Here is a 19,728-nt window from a genome sequence, read left to right on the forward strand (position 1 = left end):
GAATAGGGAATACTTCGACTTCGCTCAGTAACAAGAGAATAGGGAATAGGGAATTTCGACAAGATCATCTGGGTGCATTTTAGGACTTAGAACCGTTCCCCTAAACCGAAGTGTATCCGACCATCCCCGTCATTATTAATCCCATAATCAATCCGCACTGGCCCGAGGGGAGTTTGTAGGCGCACACCAACCCCATAACCGAAACCACTTCCGGGTTTATCCCGCACACCCCCAGGAGAACCAGGAACTGTCCCCTGGGAACCCAAGTCCGTTGCCGCGTCCACAAAAAGCGCCCCGCCAATAAACTTGGAAAACAGGGGAAAACGATACTCAATGGAGGCTTGGATAAAACTGCGAGTAGAGGCGATCGCCCCTTCTTCCCAACCCCGCACCGAAGTCGTCCCACCCAAGGGAAAGGCTTCATAGGGGGGTAAGTTCCCAATTACCGTACCCCCTTGGAAGTTAAAAGCAAAGGATTGAGAGCCTTCGGGAATGAAACCGGAGAAGAATTTCACAGGAATATAAAAAGTATATGCAGCCCGCAAACGGTTCATTAAAATACTTCCCGAACCCACAGGGATAGATTGTTCCGAACCAAAACGCACTAAATAGCCGGAGGTGGGTTGTTGTTTATTGTTGCGGCGATCTCGCAGAAATCCAAACTGAACGGTGAATAAATCGTCTTTTCCACTCCCGCTATAACTCAGTTGATTCCCAAATTCATCGGTACGGTTAATTTTCCCATCGGAGTCGGTGATTTCCACCCGTTGATATTGGAATCCGAGGGAAGCGACCCAATTGGGATCGGCAAAAACATTATCCGCATACGGACGAGTGAAACTAATACCCCCTCCAGTTCTCACCACCCGGGGGCGATCGCCATTTGCCAAGTAAACCTCTTTTGGCCCATTTTCAAAGACCACAGAAATCGTCCGACGTCTAAAAGCATTCACAGTATAAGAGGTGCGATAGGGATCACCCGCAATCCAAGGATCGGTAAAGTTTAAATCCATTTGAAACACCCGATTTCCTGCTTCTAATTCCGCCCCTAAGCGTTGGTTATTTCCCCCTAAGTTAATTTCTTGATAACTCAAGGTTCCAAATAATCCGGCGGCGGAACTTACACCTCCCCCAAATGCGAGTGATCCGGTGGTTTTTTCGATTACATTCACAATCACCACCGCCTCCCTTGGATTATCTTTTCCGGGTTCTAATTCTAAGCGGACATCTTCAAAAATTCCTAAACCAAATACCCGGGCTAAATCCTGTTGTGCGGTTTTTTGGTTGAATACATCCCCTGGTTTTAACTGAATTTCCCGGGTGATAATAAAGTCTCGGGTTCTTCCCGAAATTGGTTTTCCTTCTTCATCGGTTGCTTCTCCATCACTATTCAGGAAACGCACCCCAATATTTTCAATCACCCCTTCTGCGACTTCTAGGTTAATAACACCTTCTTTTGTAACTTCAGGAGCGGCGACAACCTGTGCTAAAACATAGCCATTATCCTGATACCATTGATTGATTTTTTTAATTCCTGCTTCTATCTGATTTAAGTTAATGGTTTTATTCAATTGATCGCCGAAACTTTCGTTAATAATTTCTTGGGGTAAAACCGTATTCCCTTGAATTACAACTTCTTTGAATAGGGGGTTTTCTTCTACTTCAAAAGTTACTCGTACTCCTAAAGGGGTATCTTCTGGAACAGCTTTGACGTTTCGGAATAAACCTGTAGCGAAAATCGCATTAATATCTCTTTGTAATTGAGTCCGGGTTGTTGTTCGTCCGGGTTGGGTGGAAATAACGCTATATACTTTTTCAATTAATCCTTGATCTTGGGTTCCTGTGACTGCAATTTCTCCGACTAACACTTCGGTTTCCGAGGGTGCGGGTGTGCTAGGAAGGGGGATAGTAGCAGGAGTTTCAGGTTGTATTGGAACTTCGGAATTAGGGGGTAAAGTTTCGGGTGTTGTTTGGGCGATAGTTAATGGAATAATAGGAGAAAATGATGCTATTTTTTCAGAATCTTTATGTAGACTCGGTTGAAATAAATTAGATTCGGGTAAGTTTGAATTGAGGGCGATCGCTGTTTCCGGTATGGTTGGAAAGCTAAAATGACCAACTTTTTCGGTTTCAGATTTATTTAGGATAATTCCTAAATTCGAGAAATTATTAATTTCTACACTCGCGATTTTTTCGGGAACTTCTTCTAGGGGAAATTGGGCTATTTTCTCAGAATCTTTATGTAAACTCGGTTGAAATAAATCAGATTCGGGTAAGTTTGGGTTGAGGGCGATCGCTTCTTCTGGTATTGTTGGAAAGCTAAAATGACCAACTTTTTCTGTTTCAGCTTTATTCAGGATAATCCCTAAAGTCGAGAAATTATTAATTTCTGCACTCGCAATTTTTTCGGGAACTTCTTCTAGGGGAAATTGGGCTATTTTTTCGGAATCTTTATGTAAACTCGGTTGAAATAAATTAGATTCGGGTAAGTTGGAATTGAGGGCGATCGCTGTTTCTGTTCTAACGGGAAAGCTAAAATTACCGACTTTTTCAGTTTCAGATTTATTCAGGATAATTCCTAAATTCGAGAAATTATTAATTTCCGCACTCGCGATTTTTTCGGAAACTTCTTCTAGGGGAAATTGGGCTATTTTCTCAGAATCTTTATGTAAACTCGGTTGAAATAAATCAGATTCGGGTAAGTTTGGGTTGAGGGCGATCGCTGTTTCTGTTCTGACGGGAAAGCTAAAATGACCGACTTTTTCGGTTTCAGATTTATTTAGGATAATGGCTGAATCATTGGCTTCAGTATTCTCAGGTGAAACCTCTGTTGAAACTTGCGCTAATTTTTCTAAATCTTCTGTAGTTTTCCCTTTATTGAGACTAATAGAATGTTCTGCTAAAACCTCCGATTCCGCAGGATGCAAAGAAGACTCTAAAGCAGGATGAATTAGGGGTTGAGATGGATTGAATTGAGGTAAATTTTGAGAATAGGAAACATTAACCCAAGAAAAGGAAACATAGTTCCCAATCGACTGACCCAGAGAAAAAGCCAGATCTGGATGGAGCGATTTAGTCTTATTTAAAACTATTCCTTCAAAAGAATTAATAGGTGTAGAGGGAATAATCTGATTAACAGCTAAAGATTGTTTTCCATGGGTTTCCGATGGGTTTAAACTCGGATTTATTGGATCAAAAGCTTCTTGAGAACTGAGGGAACTTTCAGATTCAGAATAGGCGGTTTGACCATTTGCAGAGTTTGATAATCCAAACGTAGCTGAAGCAGTAAAAACCGCAACTAAGACAGGAGATAAACGCATGATACTCACTCTTTTAGACAATCCCACACCTACAACTTGTCAATCCTCAGCGAAGGCTTAGAGAGATGGTTACACCCGTTACCATCGCTGCGACATCTGACATCTTAACAAGCTTTGACACTTCTACATCGAAAAGCTTTGAAAATCAGAGGTTGTGATCCCCCCTAACCCTTATAACAAAAGGATTTAGGGGGATCAAAATATTTAGCTTTATTGAGGTGGGTTGGAAGTATGTTCTAAAACCCGTTTAAGCACTTGTTGATACGCAGATTCAACATTTCCTAAATCTCGACGGAAGCGGTCTTTATCCAAAACTCGCCGGTCGGGGTCTGTTTCAGATTGATCCCACAAACGACAGGTATCAGGACTAATTTCATCGGCGAGTACCAATTGACCCTCAGAAGTCATCCCAAATTCTAATTTAAAATCCACTAAAGTAATTCCACATTCATTAAAAAACTCCGAGAGAATTTGATTAATTTGTAAGGATAACTGGGTAATTTTTTCCAACTGTTCTGGCGTGGCTAATTTCATTAATAATAGCCGTTCCCGTGTTAATAATGGATCGCCTAATTCATCATTTTTATAGCAAAATTCTACTAAAGTTGGTTCAATAATTGAACCCGCAGGAATCCCCGTTTGTTTACATAAACTTCCCGCCGCAATATTGCGAACAATCACTTCTATCGGCACGATTTTAACCCGTTTCACCCGCATTTCATTGGGGGTAGGACAATCAATATAATGGGTCGGAACTCCTTTTGCTTCTAAACATTGAAATAGATGGCTAGAAATCGCATTATTAATTTCTCCTTTCCCTTGAATTGTCCCGCGTTTTTGAGCATTAAACGCCGTCGCATCATCCTTAAAATAGGCAAGTAATATTTCAGGTTCATCCGTGGGATAGATGATTTTGGCTTTTCCTTCGTAGAGTTTTTCGGGAGTAGACATAGAAATAGACTATTTAAAGGTTAGACAATCAATTATAGTGTAGGGGCGAGGTCTCCTCGCCCTGATAGTAGACATAAAAATAGACTATTTAAAGGTTAGACAATCAATTATAGTGTAGGGGCGAGGTCTCCTCGCCCTGATAGTAGACATAAAAATAGACTATTTAAAGGTTAGACAATCAATTATAGTGTAGGGGCGAGGTCTCCTCGCCCTGATAGTAGACATAGGAATAGACTATTGAAAGGTTAAACCATTAATTATAAATCAAAAAAGCAAAGAGGGTTGGAAGACCCAACCCCTACGATAAAATATTACCACCTTCGTCAATCACCCGATAAATAGCATCCGCAACTTGACTAACATCAACCATTTCTTTAACATCATGGACTCTTAAGATATCCGCACCATTAGCAATAGCCGCCACACAGGTCGCCGCCGTCCCCCAAACTCGTTGTTTTGGGTCGGGTTGGTTTAAAATATGACCGATAAAACTCTTTCGGGATGTTCCGACTAAAATCGGACAATTAAGCGATCGCAATTTTGTTAAATTCCTCAAGATTTCTAAATTCTGTTTGAAGGTTTTTGCAAAACCAATCCCCGGATCAATAATAATATTTTGAGGTGCAATTCCTTGGGCGATCGCTTCTTTAATTCTACCTTGTAAAAACCCTTCTAACTCCCCAATTAAATCCTGATAATCCGTCAATGTTTGCATGGTTTTGGGCGTTCCTCGCAGGTGCATTAAAATAATAGGAACCTGCAACCCCGCCACCATAGATAACATTTCAGCATCAAAAGTAGCCCCTGAAATATCATTGATAATATCCGCTCCGGTTTGAACTGCAACTTTCGCCACTTGGGAACGAGTCGTATCAACAGAAATCGGAATATTTGCCAATAATTGATTAGAACTATTTCTAATGGTTTCAATCAGGGGAATAACCCTATTTAATTCTATTTCTAAACTCACAATTTCTGCCCCAGGTCGGGTTGATTGTCCGCCAATATCAATAATATCAACTCCCGCTTCCACCATGTGTTGCGCTTGATGCAAAGCCCTTTCTAAACTATTAAAATCTCCCCCATCGCTAAAACTATCAGGAGTCACATTCAAAACCCCCATAATATAAGTTCGTTTTCCCCATTGAAAACTTTTATTTCTAATATTTAAAGGGTTAAAAACAGTCATAATTCTTTGATGGGGAATGGGGAATGGGGAATGGGGAATGGGGAATGGGGAATGGGGAATGGGGAATGGGGAATGGGGAATGGGGAATGGGGAATGGGGAATGGGGAATGGGGAATGGGGAATGGGGAATGGGGAATGGGGAATGGGGAATGGGGAATGGGGAATGGGGAATGGGGAATGGGGAATGGGAAAAATATAAGTTTGATCTGTAAATTTTTTAACTAATAGCTGGTACGGGCGGGTTCTTTTAGATGTTTGTTAATCACCTAAATTTCGATGAACCCGCCCCTACAACTAATGACTGATTTATTGATAATTAACAATGCGGGCAAAACCTTCTGGCTGTAAACTAGCGCCTCCAACTAAAGCCCCATCAATTTCTGGCTGTGCCATAATCTCGTCAATATTATCCGGTTTAACAGAGCCACCATATTGAATGGTTACATTAGAATTGACTAATTTACTGCGAATTAAACCAATCACTCGATTAGCTTCTTTTGTTTCACAAGTATCCCCAGTTCCTATTGCCCAAATTGGCTCGTAAGCAATCACTAAATTGTTTTGATCAACCCCAATTAAACCCTTTTCCAACTGAGAGAAAATCACCCTTTCTGTGTCTCCAGCATCCCGTTGTTGTTTGGTTTCTCCCACACATAAAATGGGGGTTAAACCATGACGTTGGGCTGCCCTAAGTCGCAAATTCACCGTTTCATCAGTTTCGCCAAAATATTGACGTCGTTCACTGTGACCCACAACAACATAACGGATACCAAATTCTAGTAACATCGGGCCAGAAATTTCTCCCGTGTAGGCTCCAGAATCTTCCCAATGTATGTTTTGAGCACCGGGGAGAATTCGACTCCCATGTAAACTTTTGGACATGACCCCCAAGGTGGTAAAGGGTACACACAGCACCACTTCCCGGTCTTCTGGAGTATCATCTAAATGATTAATAAACCCTTGCAGAAACTCTTGAGCTTCCGATTGGGTTTTAAACATTTTCCAATTACCCGCAATAATTACTTTTCTCACCGTTAATGCAATTAACCTTAAAAAACAATAAAATCCCACCCTTCAGTTTAAGGCTTTAGGGTAAATTTTTATAGTCAGAGGTGGGGGGCAGGGGGAGCAGGGCGGCAGGGGGAGCAGGGGGAGCAGGGGGAGCAGGGGGAGCAGGGGGAGCAGGGGGAGCAGGGGGAGCAGGGGGAGCGAGGGGAGCGAGGGGAGCAGGGGGAGCAGGGGGAGCGAGGGGAGCAGGGGGAGTAAGGGGAGTAGGGGAGGGGGGAAATTAAGTTCTGAGGGAGGGGTTATTGGCCAAATTCTAAGCGGGCTTGTTCCACCATTTCTGCGGTCACGATTCCTTGTTCGGCTTCTCTGGCCAGTTGTTCAATACGTTGTCTAGCCTGAGTCCGAACAAAATAGGGAATATTTTTTAGTTTGACCTTGGCTTCGGGAAGCCACTGAAGTTCATCGAAATAATCAGTGTTAGCCATAAACTTAACCGTTACTTTGGGAGCATATAGCAATCATTGTAGGGGTTGGGTCTCCAAACCCTCTTGACACCTAGCGTTGAAAGCTAAAACCCTACAGGTTGTTGTCACAAGTCCCCCACGGATTGCTATAGCTCTATTTTACCTAGAGTTGAACCGCCTTAAAGCATTTTCAGGAATTGACGAATTACCCCAATGGTGACGGCGGGAAGTTCCAAATGGGGTGTTAATCCCACATTATCTATTTTTTGAAAAACCTTGATCGCTGTTGGATTTAAGTTAGCTAAACGTTCACCTGTTTCGGGACTGGTAAAGGATGATTTCTCACCCCAAATAATACCCGTAGGTGTGATCAGTTGACTGATATATAAGGATAAATCAAAACACAAATCTCCCCCCACAAAAGACAAAGCTGCGTATTCAGCATTGGGTTGTTGAGCCGATGTTAAATAGGCTGCTACAATTTCGGGATAAATTCGATCCGGTTGGGCAAATTGCCGATTGTGTAAAAAACCGTAAATCCCAGCAGGATTAGCAATTCCGGTAAAATACAAAACTCGATCTAAGAAAGGTGTTTTCACAATTTGGCTTAATAAACTTTGTCCATAATCTTCGCCAAAATCTGATAATCCCGAGGGAGTTACTAAAATAAGTGATTTGAACAGGTCAGGACGTTGAATTGCGACTCGAATAGTAAAGGCTGCGGTTAGGGAGGAGGCAATTACTATGGCGGGAGTTGAACAAGTTTGTTCTAAAAATTCGGTAATTGTGGTTAGATAATCCTCTATTTTATAATTTTTTTCTGGATGTTCTGAACGTCCCCAACCAATTAAATCGGGGGCTAAAATTTGGTATTCATCTACAAAGGCTGGATAAACTTTTGACCATTCATAAGCAGAAGATCCCCCACCAAATCCATGTAAAAATACTAATGGGGGTAATTCGGCAGAACTTTCATTGATATTCCAGGGGGCACTCTCCGCCGTGTAATATACCATTCTGCCTAAAGACGTGACAATTGAACGCTGACCAAATCCATTGGGTTCAAACATTATTAACCTCTTAAAAAACAATAAGAAATAGACAATGGGGAATGGGCAATGGGCAATGGGCAATGGGCAATGGGCAATGGGCAATGGGTAATAGAAAGAGTTTACCTCCCCTGCTCCCCCTGCTCCCCTGCCTCCCCTGCCTCCCCTGCCTCCCCTGCTCCCCCTGCTCCCCCTGCTCCCCCTACCTCCCCTACCTCCCCTACTCCCCCTGCTCCCCCTGCCTCCCCTGCTCCCCCTGCCCAATCTTCCCGATTCCCCCTCAGAACCTTTGTAGGATCTTGTTAATCCTAAACCAGTGTTTGCAAATCATCTCCACTTGTTTATAATAGGGGGTGATACCCCTCATGGGTTAAGCCCATCTTTTTGTGAATGTCCTCCCAAAAGATAGTAGTTTGACACCAGAATGGTCGAATCAACCCTGTAGTATCACTAATTTGGTTGTGGGTCACTATGAAAAATCTTATGATAGACGAAGACTTTCCGGCGGTTGATGGAATTGGGCTCTTTGAGTTAAAAAATCCTATTAATTCTGAGTTTAATTCTACTGAAATTACGGTTTATCCTCAACGGGAAGAACTTAATTTAGAGCAAGAACTTACCATTAAAACCTCAACAAAAATTAGGTTAGCCTTAGAAGAATTATATTGTTTTGAAGTGATCGAAAATCAGTTTCAACATTGGGGCATTACTTTTAAAAATGCGATCGCTCTCCAACCGTCTAATCCAGCTTTTGTGATTAAACCCACAACCACTGTAATCATGGGTGCGCCCAAAGGGGGACATTTAGAAATCAACTTTAAATATCCCGTTCAGAAAGTCTGTGGAATGGTTACCAGTTCTAGTGCTACGGTTTTATCAGCTTATGATATCGAAGGTAAAAAAGTAGCAGAAACCGGAATGAGCGTTTCCCATCATATGAGTTCTGATGCTCTTAACTTCCCTAATGCTCAACTAAAACTAAGTGGTTGTAATCTTAAAAAAGTTACCTTTGGAACCTTTGATGGTCAATTAATTTTACATCATTTTCGAGTTGAATTTTAAAGTTTAATTTCTAAGAATAATTTTTGTAATCCTGTTGCAGAATTTGTAACCCTTCTAATAGGGCTTCACGGACGAGGGGTTCATTTTCTTGATATAACATCAACTGAAAATACTCAACAATATGAGTCTGATCAATTTCTTGAAAGAACTCTATGGGCGGTAAGGGTTGCCAACGTTTAGCTTCTAATAGTAACTGTGGATTTCCCGAATGTTGGGGAAAATTTTTAAAAGCTGTGGTGAGTTGACGCACAGCAATCAAGCGTTTTAGGCAATTCTCTTGGGTTAAATCTCCTAACCATCGGTTAAGTTGAGATTTACCTATATTGAATTTTTGTTGATACCATTGCCAGATAATAAAGATTAAAATTCCCAGAATACCTAAATTCTGCCCAATCAGACTTAAAGCCATTTCTGGACTCTGGGAGCTTGTCCAAATCGATAAAGAAATATACAGGAATATACAGGAACTTACCCCACTTCCAAGGGCTAATAAAAATTGACGTTGAGACCTTTCTAGTCTTCGATACCAGTCCCATTGGTTGAGGTTAACTGGAAGTTCCCAGTGACGGTAAACCCAACTCATCACCAGCGCACCGAAAGCGGTTGAAAATAAAAGTTTACTATTCCACCAGCCCCAAATTCCGAATAGAATTAGGAAAAACAACCAACTTCTCAAACGTTGATACCGACGGTGGCTCAATCTTTTTCTGGGTTGAACCCGGTGAAAATATGGAAGTAGGGATGTAGCGAGGAAAGACTTAGAAGAATTGACCTTTGCATCCCTGGAATATAATAGTGTTTGAACTTGATGCCGGAGTTGCTGAGTCCCGATTGATAGGCTAATCCGAATTAGCTCAAGATGATCAAGGGTTTTACTGAGTTTATCCATTCTGACGATCCCAAGTTAAGTCTTGTGTTTTGTGATCTCAAGTTTGAGCTAAAATTAAAATGGCATTATGGATATTTTATGGCATTTTGTCACATTAGCTAATATTGATCCGAGATAAACTTACATCTCTATCGGTTACGATTAAGTTTTCCAGCCAAAACTTAATTATAATCAACCTAACCCACTCAATTGCCTAACTCCAACTAGCAATTAACACCTATGTCTAATTTACAAAACCAATTTACGGTTCACTTTTGGGGAGTCAGAGGGAGCATCGCTTGTCCGGGGTCGGAAACGGTGCGCTACGGGGGAAATACTCCCTGTGTTGAAATGCGAGTGGGCTCAGAACGGTTGATTTTTGATGGGGGTACGGGTTTACGAGTTCTCGGACAATCTTTGCTGTCTCAAATGCCTGTAACCGGGCATTTATTTTTTAGTCACTATCATTGGGATCATATTCAAGGATTTCCATTTTTTGTTCCCGCTTTTATTAAAATTAATACTTTTTATATTTATGGTACGATTGCCCCCGATGGTTCAACGGTGCAGCATCGTTTGAATGATCAAATGCTCCATCCTAATTTTCCGGTTCCTTTACAAATTATGGGAGCAGATTTAAAGTTTGTTGATATTAATGTGGGCAAGTCGATTGAAATTGGGGATGAAGTTGTGTTGGAAACGGCCCTATTAAACCATCCGGGGGAAGCGGTCGGCTATCGAGTCAATTGGCGAAATTATGCCGCGGCTTATGTCAGTGATACGGAACATTTTCCCGATCGCCTAGACGAAAATGTGTTATTTTTAGCTCGGAATGCGGATGTTTTAATTTACGATGCCACCTATACGGATGAAGAATATCATTCTGAAAAAACCAGTAAAGTGGGATGGGGTCATTCAACTTGGCAAGAAGCGGTCAAAATAGCCAAAGCTGCCAAGGTGAAACGGTTAGTGATTTTCCATCATGACCCCCTGCATAATGATGATTTTATGGATAAAACCGGGGAACAGGTGGCCGAACAGTTTCCGAATAGTTTAATCGCCAGGGAAGGATTATCGATTCAGTTAAGTTCTCCTTCCAATTCTATTCCTCCTCTCTCCCATTAAGTCTAACTCTAGGGTTGATTTCACAAAATTTTCTGACCTGGCGATCGCCAATTTCAAAATTATGTCAAATTATGTCAAAATGTGAAGTGTGTGGATAACATCATCGTTCGATACCATATTAACGCCCACTGCCGTTGCTTTAGGAAACTTTGATGGCTTACATCGGGGCCACCAACAGGTGATTCAGCCGATTTTAAATGTAAGGCCGCCAATTGATTCCCGACCACGGACAGAGATGCTTTTAGCTAACCCCGTCGCCCATTTGACGCGGGATACATTCCTATTGGATAGTAATTTGGGAGAATCGGAACTCGGTTATAGTACGGTCGTCACCTTTCATCCCCATCCTCAAGAATTTTTTACAGGTCAACCCAAAAAGTTACTCACTCCCCTAGATGAAAAAGCGGAATGGTTGAAAAGAATGGGGGTAAAACAGTTAGTTTTATTACCGTTTGATGAACAAATGGCGGCTTTATCTCCAGTAGAATTTGTGGAAAAGATTTTAATTCAAAAGTTACAACCTAATTATATTAGTGTGGGGATTGATTTTCACTTTGGGAAAAAACGGGCTGGAACTGTTAAGGATTTAGAAAAAATTGCCACAAATTATGGAATTAAGGTACAAACGGTTCCTTTATATTTATGTGAAAACGGCGAGCGAATTAGTAGTTCAGAAATTCGTATATCCTTAGAACAAGGTGCGATTATTCGAGCCAATCAGTTATTAGGCAGATCCTATCATGTAGTTGGGTCGGTGGTTCAGGGTCAACAGTTGGGACGAACTATCGGATTTCCCACTGCTAATTTACAATTACCCCCGGAAAAATTCTTACCTCGCTATGGGGTTTATGCCGTAAAAGTATCGGAAATGGGGATGAAATCACTCACAGAAACCGGAGGTGATGCTAATTTTGAGTTAGTGAATCATCCGGGGGTGATGAATATTGGCTGTCGTCCAACGGTCGCAGGTCAAAAAGTCACCGTGGAGGTTCATCTGTTAGATTGGTCGGGGGATTTATATGGTAAAACCTTAAATGTTAGCCTAGAAGAATTCCTGCGACCAGAACAGAAATTCTCCTCTTTAGAAGCCCTCAAAACTCAAATTAAGGCGGATTGTTTACAAGCTAAGGAAATACTAGACCCAATGTAGAGACGAGCCACGGCGCGTCTGGTCTTTCTCTCTTTCACCCAGGATTATAATTGACATCATTGCATTTTGTCTTACTATCAATAAAAATATCCCATGAAACAAAGAATTGAACATCTAAAACAAAATTTAAGCCGGACAATTGTAGGCAAAGAAGACGCTATTCGGTTAACGTTAGTCGCGTTATTAGCCGGGGGTCATGCCTTATTAGAAGATGTTCCGGGTGTGGGTAAAACCTTACTCGCAAAATCCCTAGCCCGTTCGATAGCAGGACAATTTCATCGGATACAATGTACACCGGATTTATTACCTACAGATATCACCGGAACTAATATTTGGAATCCCCGCACTGGGGAATTTGAATTTTTACCCGGGCCGATTTTTACTAATATTTTATTAACCGATGAAATTAACCGGGCGACACCTCGAACTCAGTCGGCATTATTAGAAGTAATGGAAGAAAGACAAGTCACCGTTGATGGGGTTTCTCGGTTAGTTCCTAAACCGTTTTTTGTCATCGCAACTCAAAACCCCATTGAATATCAAGGAACTTTTCCCTTACCCGAAGCCCAAATGGATAGATTTTTATTATCCTTAACTTTAGGATATCCCAGCGAAGCGGAAGAATTGCAAATGTTACAACGGTTATCGGATGGAATAACGGTAGATGATTTAAAACCTTGTATTTCTCAGGATGAGGTATTAGAAATTCAAAATTGGTGTCGTCAAATTAAGATTGAAACCCCATTACAACAGTATATTCTAAATTTAGTTAGAGCCACCAGAGAATCAGATGAAATCACATTAGGGGTGAGTCCTCGGGGTGCAATTTCTTTACATCGAGCCACTCAAGCCTTAGCCTTTTTATTAGGTAGAGATTATGGCACACCGGATGACGTTAAATACTTAGCGCCCCATGTCTTATCCCATCGTTTAATTCCGGCGGGGGGAAGGCGGGCAAAAACAATTATTGAACAGTTATTAAGGACAATTGCCATACCCTAGTAGTGAGCCCTTCAGGGCTCTCTAGGATGCGCTTAAGCGCAACAACAGATTATCCCCAAAAGCTCAAATTTATTGAGCTTTAAACTCATGAATTGAGACTAATTTAATCCGGGTGTCTGACGATTCTCTGGGCTAAATCGCCGAAAATCGCCAGATTTTCTATGCGCTATATATAGCGTAATTGCGTAAGTCCCGATAAAGTTGAATCTCCCTAGGTTGACTTTCCATAATGATCATTATCGCGATCGCTCATCCCCCATTTTATCAAAACTATCCATTTTTGAGGCAAATTTTGAGATCTAATTTCTGTGTTGATAACAAAAGCGAGTTATTTTAGATAAGAATCTAAAATAACGAAGATTGACGCGAACTAGCTCTTATAGTTTGGTTTATATATTATTGACAGGAAATTAAATATCAGGTATAATTAGGAGTACCTGTTGATAGCACCAATACGAAATAAATATTGAGTTAGCTATTCAGAGTTACATGGAAAGTATAAAGGATATTTGTGGAAAAATTGATAAGTAAAATTGCAATTAATAGGCGGACTCAATGGGTTGAAAAGATTCAACAATTGAGTGGTAAGTTTAGTGATTATTATGAGAATTTAAAACAAGATCTTAGTAATGAAATAAAACAAGAGGGAGTTTCAGCCCTTATTGATCACTTGCGTCTTTGCGGAAATATTCCAGAGTTGTATGCCCATGATTCCAGTGAAGAAAAATTATATGCAAAATATACTGACTCATTGTTGGCTGAAGTATTTAAAGCTGTAGGTCTAAGAAGTCACGTTATAACAGAAAGAGCAGATGCAGCAGATGTCGAAGTTTTTGCTAAATCCTATAGTTTTGTAGCAGATGCAAAGTCTTTCCGACTTAGTAGAACTGCTAAAAACCAAAAGGATTTTAAAATCCAGAACATGGATCGCTGGAAGCATGGTAAAAACTATGCCATGGTGGTTTGTCCAATTTATCAATTGCCAAACCAATCTAGCCAAATTTATGAACAATCTAGCTCAGTAAATGTGTGCATATTTACATACTCTCATTTAGCTATGTTGCTTCGATTTTCTCTAGTTCAAAAAGAACCAAATATAGAAAATATCATTCAAGAAGTATTCCAAATAATTACAACCTTAAATCCATCTAAAAATGCGTCTAATTATTGGCTTGCCGTCAATAAAACCATCTTAAATTCTTCCCAAATCATAGAAAATCTATGGAAAGAAGAAAAGCAAGCAGCCGTTGAGTCTATTGAGGTTGCGAAACAAGAAGCTCTCAAATTTCTTGCCGATGAAAGAGAGAAAATAATGCGGATGACCCATGAAGAAGCTCTGCGGGAACTTATAAAAGTTTATAAAATTGAAAATAAAATCAAAATAATCAACTCTGTCACAGATAGCAAAATTCTTGAAATCAGGTAACTAATCAATGAGTATAACTGAATTTATTAATAAAATAGTTCAAGGAGATTGTATAGAAGTGATGAAAAACTTCGAGAATGACTGTATTGATATGGTCTTAACGTCCCCTCCTTATGATAACCTGAGAAAATATAAAGGTTTTGTCTTTCCCTTTGAAGATATTGCTAGAGAACTATACCGTGTAATTAAACCAGGAGGCGTTATAGTTTGGGTGGTTGCTGACGCCACGATTGAGGGAAGTGAAACCGCAACTAGCTTTAAACAGGCGATCTTTTTTAAAGAAATTGGTTTCAATCTTCATGATACCATGATTTTTAGAAAAAGAAATCCTATTCCTCAAATTTATCGACGGAGATATAGTAATGAATTTGAATATATGTTTGTTTTTAGTAAAGGTCAGGTTGCCACCCATAACGCCCTAATGGTAGACTGTTTGCACGCCGGATTAGAACTGAATGGCACAACCTATAAAAATTATTCAAAAGATGATCAAAAACGTTCAAAAATGGCAAAACCTGTAAAGAATCAAAAAATTAAAGGGAATATTTGGGAATATGTGGTGGGAAAAAATCTCGAAGATCAAGAAGCAAAAAATCACCCCGCGCCCTTTCCCTGTGAATTAGCTCGGGATCATATTTATTCTTGGTCAAATACTGGGGATTTAATTCTTGATCCGATGTGTGGAAGTGGGACAACTTGCAAAGTTGCTCAACAAATGGGGAGAAATTTTATTGGGATTGATATGAGTCCAGAATACTGTGAAATGGCGAGAAATCGGATTGAAAAATTCGATGGATTCCAGTTGCAATTGCCCCTAGATTCCATCGAATTGAATCAAAATTCTATTCCGTCATCACCCCAATTGTCCTAATATCTAATTCTCGGATCAATACAGGCATTCAGAACATCAATTAGAATACTCGCAACCACAACAATTGCCGCAAAAAAGACAACAATTCCCTGCACTGTGGGATAATCTCGGAAACTAATGGCTTCATATAACCGATTAGCTAATCCCGGCCAAGAAAAGGTTACTTCCGTTAAAATTGCGCCCCCTAATAACGCTGCAAAAGTTAAACCTAACACCGTAATTACCGGAATCATGGCATTTTTTAAAGCATGGGCTAAAACAATTCTTAATTCGGGAATTCCTCTAGCTCTAGCCGCTTCCACATAATCCGCTTTTAAGGTTTGTTTGAGGTTAACTCGCACAATTCTTTCAAAAATACCACTTAATAATAACCCCAAGGTTAAAGAAGGTAAACAGAGGTAATAAAGTGCGACTCCTAACTGCATTAAATTTCCTGTAAATAAACTATCCAAGGTATATAAACCACTCCAACCTTCAGGAGTAGGAATAGTCACCGGAAATCGAGTGCCCAGGGGAAACCAACCCAACTGCACGGCAAAAATTAATTGCAACAACATCCCCGCCCAAAAAGGCGGAATTGCATAGGTAATAATTCCGAATAAACGGCCCCCCGTGTCCCAAATCGTATCGGGATGGGACGCCGCCACCGCCCCCACGGTAATTCCCACGGCCAAGGCCACGATCATGCTAAATAAAGCCAGTTCAACCGTTGCGGGAAAGTGATTTTGAATAATTTGCCAAACCGTTTCCCCGCGACTGGTCAGGGAGGTGCCCAAATCCAGATGCAGGAGTTTCCCCATATAATCAAAATATTGTTGCGACAGGGAACCATTTAACCCCAATTGCGATCGCAGGGCTTCCTTGGCGGCGGCCGGAGCCCTGGGGCCAAGAATTGCATCCACCGGGTCACCAGGCGTGGCGCGTAACAGCAAAAAAACCACCGTGGTAATTGTCCACAACATTAAAGGGGCTAATAGTAAACGACTAAAAACGTAATATTGTAAAGCTTTAGAACGAGACATAATCGACTAAAAATCACTTTATACTTATAGTAAAGCCTCTGGATCAATAAACTTACAATTCACCCAAAATAAAAAATAATTACCCTATTACAGTGAGGGAGGAGGGAGATAGTCAATATTTGCCAAAGCAAAATTTAGCATTTCTTCTGCCAGATCTATTGTTTGTAATGTGTCCATGTACAAAAGCAATTAGACAAAAGGTTTTCTTCAAAAATCGAATTCGTGCATCGTCAATAATATATTTAAATATCCGTTTTTAAAGCTAAAATTTATTGAGCTTTAAAACTCATGAATTGAGACTAATTTAATCCCGCTTGCGGGACGGAAACGCGTCCCAAATGAAATAGAGCCTCCGGCCCATTCTGACTTTCAATTATAATAATCCCGCTTGCGGGACTGAAACAAAGGAAGACACCCAATAAACATGGGCGCAAATAATGTGATAATGCTTATTGAAGGAAGATCGGGCTTGCCGTCATTCAATCGAGTGAGTCAGATGTTCAACTAAATTCAGTAGATTAACGGCTTCTTTGCCCAGTATATAAGTAACAATCACACAGACAAGCTGCGTCAGTTATGACTCAAATTTCAGTAACCTCCGATGCTCCCAGTATGGGGCGTCGTCAATTCATGAACTTACTGACCTTCGGTACAGTTACAGGCGTTGCTGTCGGGGCGCTGTATCCGGTGATCAAATATTTTCTGCCTCCTTCTAGCGGTGCGGCTGGTGGTGGCGTCACGGCTAAAGATGCTCTGGGTAACGATGTTATCGTCAGTGAATTTTTATCCAGCCATAAACCCGGCGACCGGGTTTTAGCCCAAGGATTAAAAGGCGACCCCACCTATATGGTGATTGAATCCGATTCCACCTTAGCCGAATATGGAATCAATGCGGTTTGTACCCACTTAGGGTGCGTTGTCCCCTGGAATGCCAGCGAAAACAAATTTATGTGTCCCTGTCACGGCTCTCAATATAACGCCGAAGGCAAAGTTGTTCGCGGGCCAGCACCGTTATCCTTACCCCTGGTTCACGCCACGGTTACGGATGACAAATTGAGCTTTACAACCTGGACAGAAACCGATTTCCGCACGGGTGAAAATCCCTGGTGGTCTTAATAAATTTTAAATTCTAGGATTTTAGATTTTAGATAAATACCTGAAATCTAAACTCTGTGATCATTGATTCTGTTGACTTTAACCAGAAATAGAACATTAGTAATGCAACCAATTGATCAATTAGTAAAAATGCCTCGTTTGCGGGCTTGGAAAATCCTTTGGGTTGCCGTAGCAACGGTTGCTTTCTTCCTAACCAGTGATTTTGCCCTACCCCAGTCAGCGGCGGCCTATCCATTTTGGGCGCAAGAAACCGCTCCCCTAACTCCCCGGGAAGCCACAGGACGGATTGTTTGTGCCAACTGTCACTTAGCCGCAAAATCTACAGAAATTGAAGTTCCCCATTCGGTTTTACCGGATACTGTTTTTAAAGCGGTTGTTAAAATCCCCTACGATACCAACATTCAGCAGGTCACGGCCGATGGTAGCAAAGGTGGTTTAAACGTCGGTGCGGTGTTAATGCTGCCCGAAGGCTTTAAAATTGCTCCTGAAGATCGGATTCCTGAAGAATGGAAGGAAGAAATTGGTGATTTGTACTTCCAACCCTATCGGGAAGATCAAGAAAATGTGGTGATTGTTGGGCCATTACCTGGAGAAGAACATCAAGAAATTATCTTCCCAGTGTTGTCTCCTAACCCCGAAACGGATAAATCCGTTCACTATGGTAAATTTGCTATTCATGTCGGTGGAAACCGAGGTCGCGGTCAAGTCTATCCGGCCGGAAACTCTAGCAATAATACCGTTTATAAAGCCTCTGCTGCTGGAACCGTTACCCAGGTAACAACGGACGCAGAATCGGGTTTCTCAAGTGACCATTCAAAAGGCTGACGGTCAAACCGTTGTCGATGAAATTCCCCTTGGCCCTTCTGTGATTGTTTCTGAAGGTCAAACCGTTGCAGTCGGTGATCTGTTAACCAATAACCCCAACGTGGGCGGTTTTGGTCAACATGATACCGAAATTGTTCTGCAAAGTTCTACTCGTGTTACTGGCTTAATTGCCTTTATCGCTTTGGTGATGTTAGCTCAAGTGATGCTGGTGATGAAGAAGAAACAAATTGAGAAAGTGCAAGCGGCTGAAATGAATTTCTAACTTTTGAATCATTTTGATGCTTTCAACCTTTGTAGAGACGTTAAATTTAGCGTCTCTACAACTGTTTTTATTCTTCTTTGTGTCTTTGTATCTTTGTGGTTAAATTAGGCTTGAAAATATTATGTCAATTACTAAAAACGAGATTAAAGTCGGATCTTTAGATTGGTTTTATCGGGAAACAAATCCCGAAACTAATGATAAAATTCCCGTGGTATTTTTGCATGGATTAGTTTCTCAGAGTTATAGTTGGTTGGTGATTTTAGATGAATTAGAAAAACAGGGATATCGGGCGATCGCACCGGACTGGATCGGTTCTGGATATTCAGGAAAACCAGATAAACGGGATTTTGACTATACGCCCGATGCCTTTATTCAAGGGTTAGGGGGATTTTTAGAACAATTAAAAATAGAAAAATTTTATTTAGTTGTTCAAGGGTTTTTAGGTTCGGTCGGATTACAATATGCCCTCCGTCATCCTGAACAAATTGAAAAATTAATTATTCTGAATACTCCTATTTCCACATCGGCCAAACTTCCCTGGAAATTACAACAAATGGCGTTACCGTTTGTGGGAGATATGATCACCCAAGACCCGTTATTAGTAGATAGAACTTTAGAAGGAGGCAGTAAATATGTGATTGAGGATAAGGTTTTAGAGGTGTATCGCAGTCCGTTTTTAAAAGCCTCTGCCGCCGGGCGATCGCTCTTAGCAACCTTAAAAAACTTACGTTTAAAAGATGCTATGATTGAAATAGAATCTGGCTTTAAAAATTGGGATCGCCCAACTCAAATTATTTGGGGATTAATTGATCCTTGGTTAAATTTTGCCGACGTAGAAACCTTTGCCAAAGGGATTTCTGATATTGAAATTGTCACCTTAGAAAAAGCCGGACATTATCCCCAAGAACATTGGCCAAAAGAAATTAGTGAAGCCCTAATATTATTTTTGCGGAAAACAGTAGTTTAAGATTATCAACCCCAAAACCCCCCCGTTGTTGGGCTTCAGCCCATCTTAAGA

Annotated in this window: 17 protein-coding genes and 1 pseudogene; 10 read left to right on the forward strand and 8 right to left on the reverse strand. The window is 41.0% G+C overall.

What is annotated here, in order from left to right:
* Positions 1-86 precede the first annotated feature (86 nt).
* The 3 genes from AC2D3N_RS03360 to folP form a co-directional block, all read right to left on the reverse strand.
* On the reverse strand, positions 87-3,320 hold the full coding sequence (locus AC2D3N_RS03360) for a BamA/TamA family outer membrane protein (protein WP_484692778.1): 3,234 nt from the start codon (positions 3,318-3,320) through the stop codon (positions 87-89).
* Between the two features lie 210 nt (positions 3,321-3,530).
* On the reverse strand, positions 3,531-4,271 hold the full coding sequence (purC, locus tag AC2D3N_RS03365) for a phosphoribosylaminoimidazolesuccinocarboxamide synthase (RefSeq protein WP_484692779.1): 741 nt from the start codon (positions 4,269-4,271) through the stop codon (positions 3,531-3,533).
* A 298-nt stretch (positions 4,272-4,569) separates the two neighbouring features.
* Positions 4,570-5,460, reverse strand: a complete 891-nt coding sequence (gene folP, locus AC2D3N_RS03370; RefSeq protein ID WP_484692780.1) for a dihydropteroate synthase — start codon at positions 5,458-5,460, stop codon at positions 4,570-4,572.
* A 23-nt stretch (positions 5,461-5,483) separates the two neighbouring features.
* On the opposite strand from folP, the gene AC2D3N_RS03375 reads away from it, so the two are divergent.
* Positions 5,484-5,672, forward strand: a complete 189-nt coding sequence (locus tag AC2D3N_RS03375) for a hypothetical protein (RefSeq protein WP_484692781.1) — start codon at positions 5,484-5,486, stop codon at positions 5,670-5,672.
* A gap of 94 nt (positions 5,673-5,766) precedes the next feature.
* Here AC2D3N_RS03375 and tpiA read toward each other — a convergent pair whose 3' ends face one another.
* The 3 genes from tpiA to AC2D3N_RS03390 form a co-directional block, all read right to left on the reverse strand.
* Positions 5,767-6,492 (reverse strand): triose-phosphate isomerase, encoded by a 726-nt coding sequence (gene tpiA, locus AC2D3N_RS03380; RefSeq protein WP_079677399.1) that lies wholly within the window; start codon positions 6,490-6,492, stop codon positions 5,767-5,769.
* A gap of 275 nt (positions 6,493-6,767) precedes the next feature.
* Positions 6,768-6,953 (reverse strand): PCP reductase family protein, encoded by a 186-nt coding sequence (locus tag AC2D3N_RS03385; protein WP_079677253.1) that lies wholly within the window; start codon positions 6,951-6,953, stop codon positions 6,768-6,770.
* A gap of 158 nt (positions 6,954-7,111) precedes the next feature.
* Entirely contained in the window at positions 7,112-8,002 is an 891-nt protein-coding gene (locus tag AC2D3N_RS03390; protein ID WP_079677252.1) for an alpha/beta fold hydrolase, read from the reverse strand.
* A 450-nt stretch (positions 8,003-8,452) separates the two neighbouring features.
* Here AC2D3N_RS03390 and AC2D3N_RS03395 point away from each other — a divergent pair, with 450 nt between their 5' ends.
* A complete protein-coding gene (locus tag AC2D3N_RS03395; RefSeq protein ID WP_144017756.1) occupies positions 8,453-9,043 on the forward strand; it encodes a hypothetical protein in 591 nt (196 codons plus the stop codon).
* 10 nt (positions 9,044-9,053) lie between these two features.
* Here the strand turns inward: AC2D3N_RS03395 and AC2D3N_RS03400 are convergent, their stop codons facing one another.
* A complete protein-coding gene (locus tag AC2D3N_RS03400) occupies positions 9,054-9,932 on the reverse strand; it encodes a hypothetical protein (protein ID WP_484692782.1) in 879 nt (292 codons plus the stop codon).
* 219 nt (positions 9,933-10,151) lie between these two features.
* On the opposite strand from AC2D3N_RS03400, the gene AC2D3N_RS03405 reads away from it, so the two are divergent.
* The 5 genes from AC2D3N_RS03405 (at position 10,152) to AC2D3N_RS03425 (ending at position 15,485) form a co-directional block, all read left to right on the forward strand.
* Positions 10,152-11,036 carry an MBL fold metallo-hydrolase gene (locus AC2D3N_RS03405; RefSeq protein ID WP_484692783.1) on the forward strand — a complete coding sequence of 295 codons (885 nt, stop codon included), beginning with the start codon at positions 10,152-10,154 and terminating at the stop codon, positions 11,034-11,036.
* 88 nt (positions 11,037-11,124) lie between these two features.
* Complete coding sequence (locus tag AC2D3N_RS03410) at positions 11,125-12,186, forward strand: bifunctional riboflavin kinase/FAD synthetase (RefSeq protein WP_484692784.1); 1,062 nt, start codon at positions 11,125-11,127, stop codon at positions 12,184-12,186.
* 93 nt (positions 12,187-12,279) lie between these two features.
* The gene (locus AC2D3N_RS03415) at positions 12,280-13,188 is read left to right on the forward strand and encodes an AAA family ATPase (protein WP_484692785.1); all 909 of its coding nucleotides are present in this window, start codon (positions 12,280-12,282) and stop codon (positions 13,186-13,188) included.
* A 511-nt stretch (positions 13,189-13,699) separates the two neighbouring features.
* Positions 13,700-14,614: a HindIII family type II restriction endonuclease gene (locus AC2D3N_RS03420; RefSeq protein ID WP_079679536.1), complete on the forward strand. Its 915-nt coding sequence runs from the start codon at positions 13,700-13,702 to the stop codon at positions 14,612-14,614.
* 7 nt (positions 14,615-14,621) lie between these two features.
* Entirely contained in the window at positions 14,622-15,485 is an 864-nt protein-coding gene (locus tag AC2D3N_RS03425; protein WP_079679537.1) for a DNA-methyltransferase, read from the forward strand.
* Here AC2D3N_RS03425 and AC2D3N_RS03430 read toward each other — a convergent pair.
* Positions 15,482-16,507, reverse strand: a complete 1,026-nt coding sequence (locus tag AC2D3N_RS03430; protein ID WP_079679538.1) for an ABC transporter permease — start codon at positions 16,505-16,507, stop codon at positions 15,482-15,484. The genes AC2D3N_RS03425 and AC2D3N_RS03430 overlap by 4 nt on opposite strands.
* A 576-nt stretch (positions 16,508-17,083) precedes the next feature.
* Here AC2D3N_RS03430 and petC point away from each other — a divergent pair.
* The 3 genes and pseudogenes from petC (at position 17,084) to AC2D3N_RS03445 (ending at position 19,677) form a co-directional block, all read left to right on the forward strand.
* Positions 17,084-17,623 (forward strand): cytochrome b6-f complex iron-sulfur subunit, encoded by a 540-nt coding sequence (petC, locus tag AC2D3N_RS03435; protein ID WP_079679539.1) that lies wholly within the window; start codon positions 17,084-17,086, stop codon positions 17,621-17,623.
* A 129-nt stretch (positions 17,624-17,752) separates the two neighbouring features.
* Positions 17,753-18,710: pseudogene (petA, locus tag AC2D3N_RS03440) on the forward strand (cytochrome f).
* A gap of 121 nt (positions 18,711-18,831) precedes the next feature.
* Positions 18,832-19,677, forward strand: a complete 846-nt coding sequence (locus AC2D3N_RS03445) for an alpha/beta fold hydrolase (protein ID WP_484692786.1) — start codon at positions 18,832-18,834, stop codon at positions 19,675-19,677.
* The last annotated feature ends 51 nt before the right edge of the window (positions 19,678-19,728 follow it).

Source organism: Planktothrix sp. PLAVEN19ND (assembly GCF_057220675.1).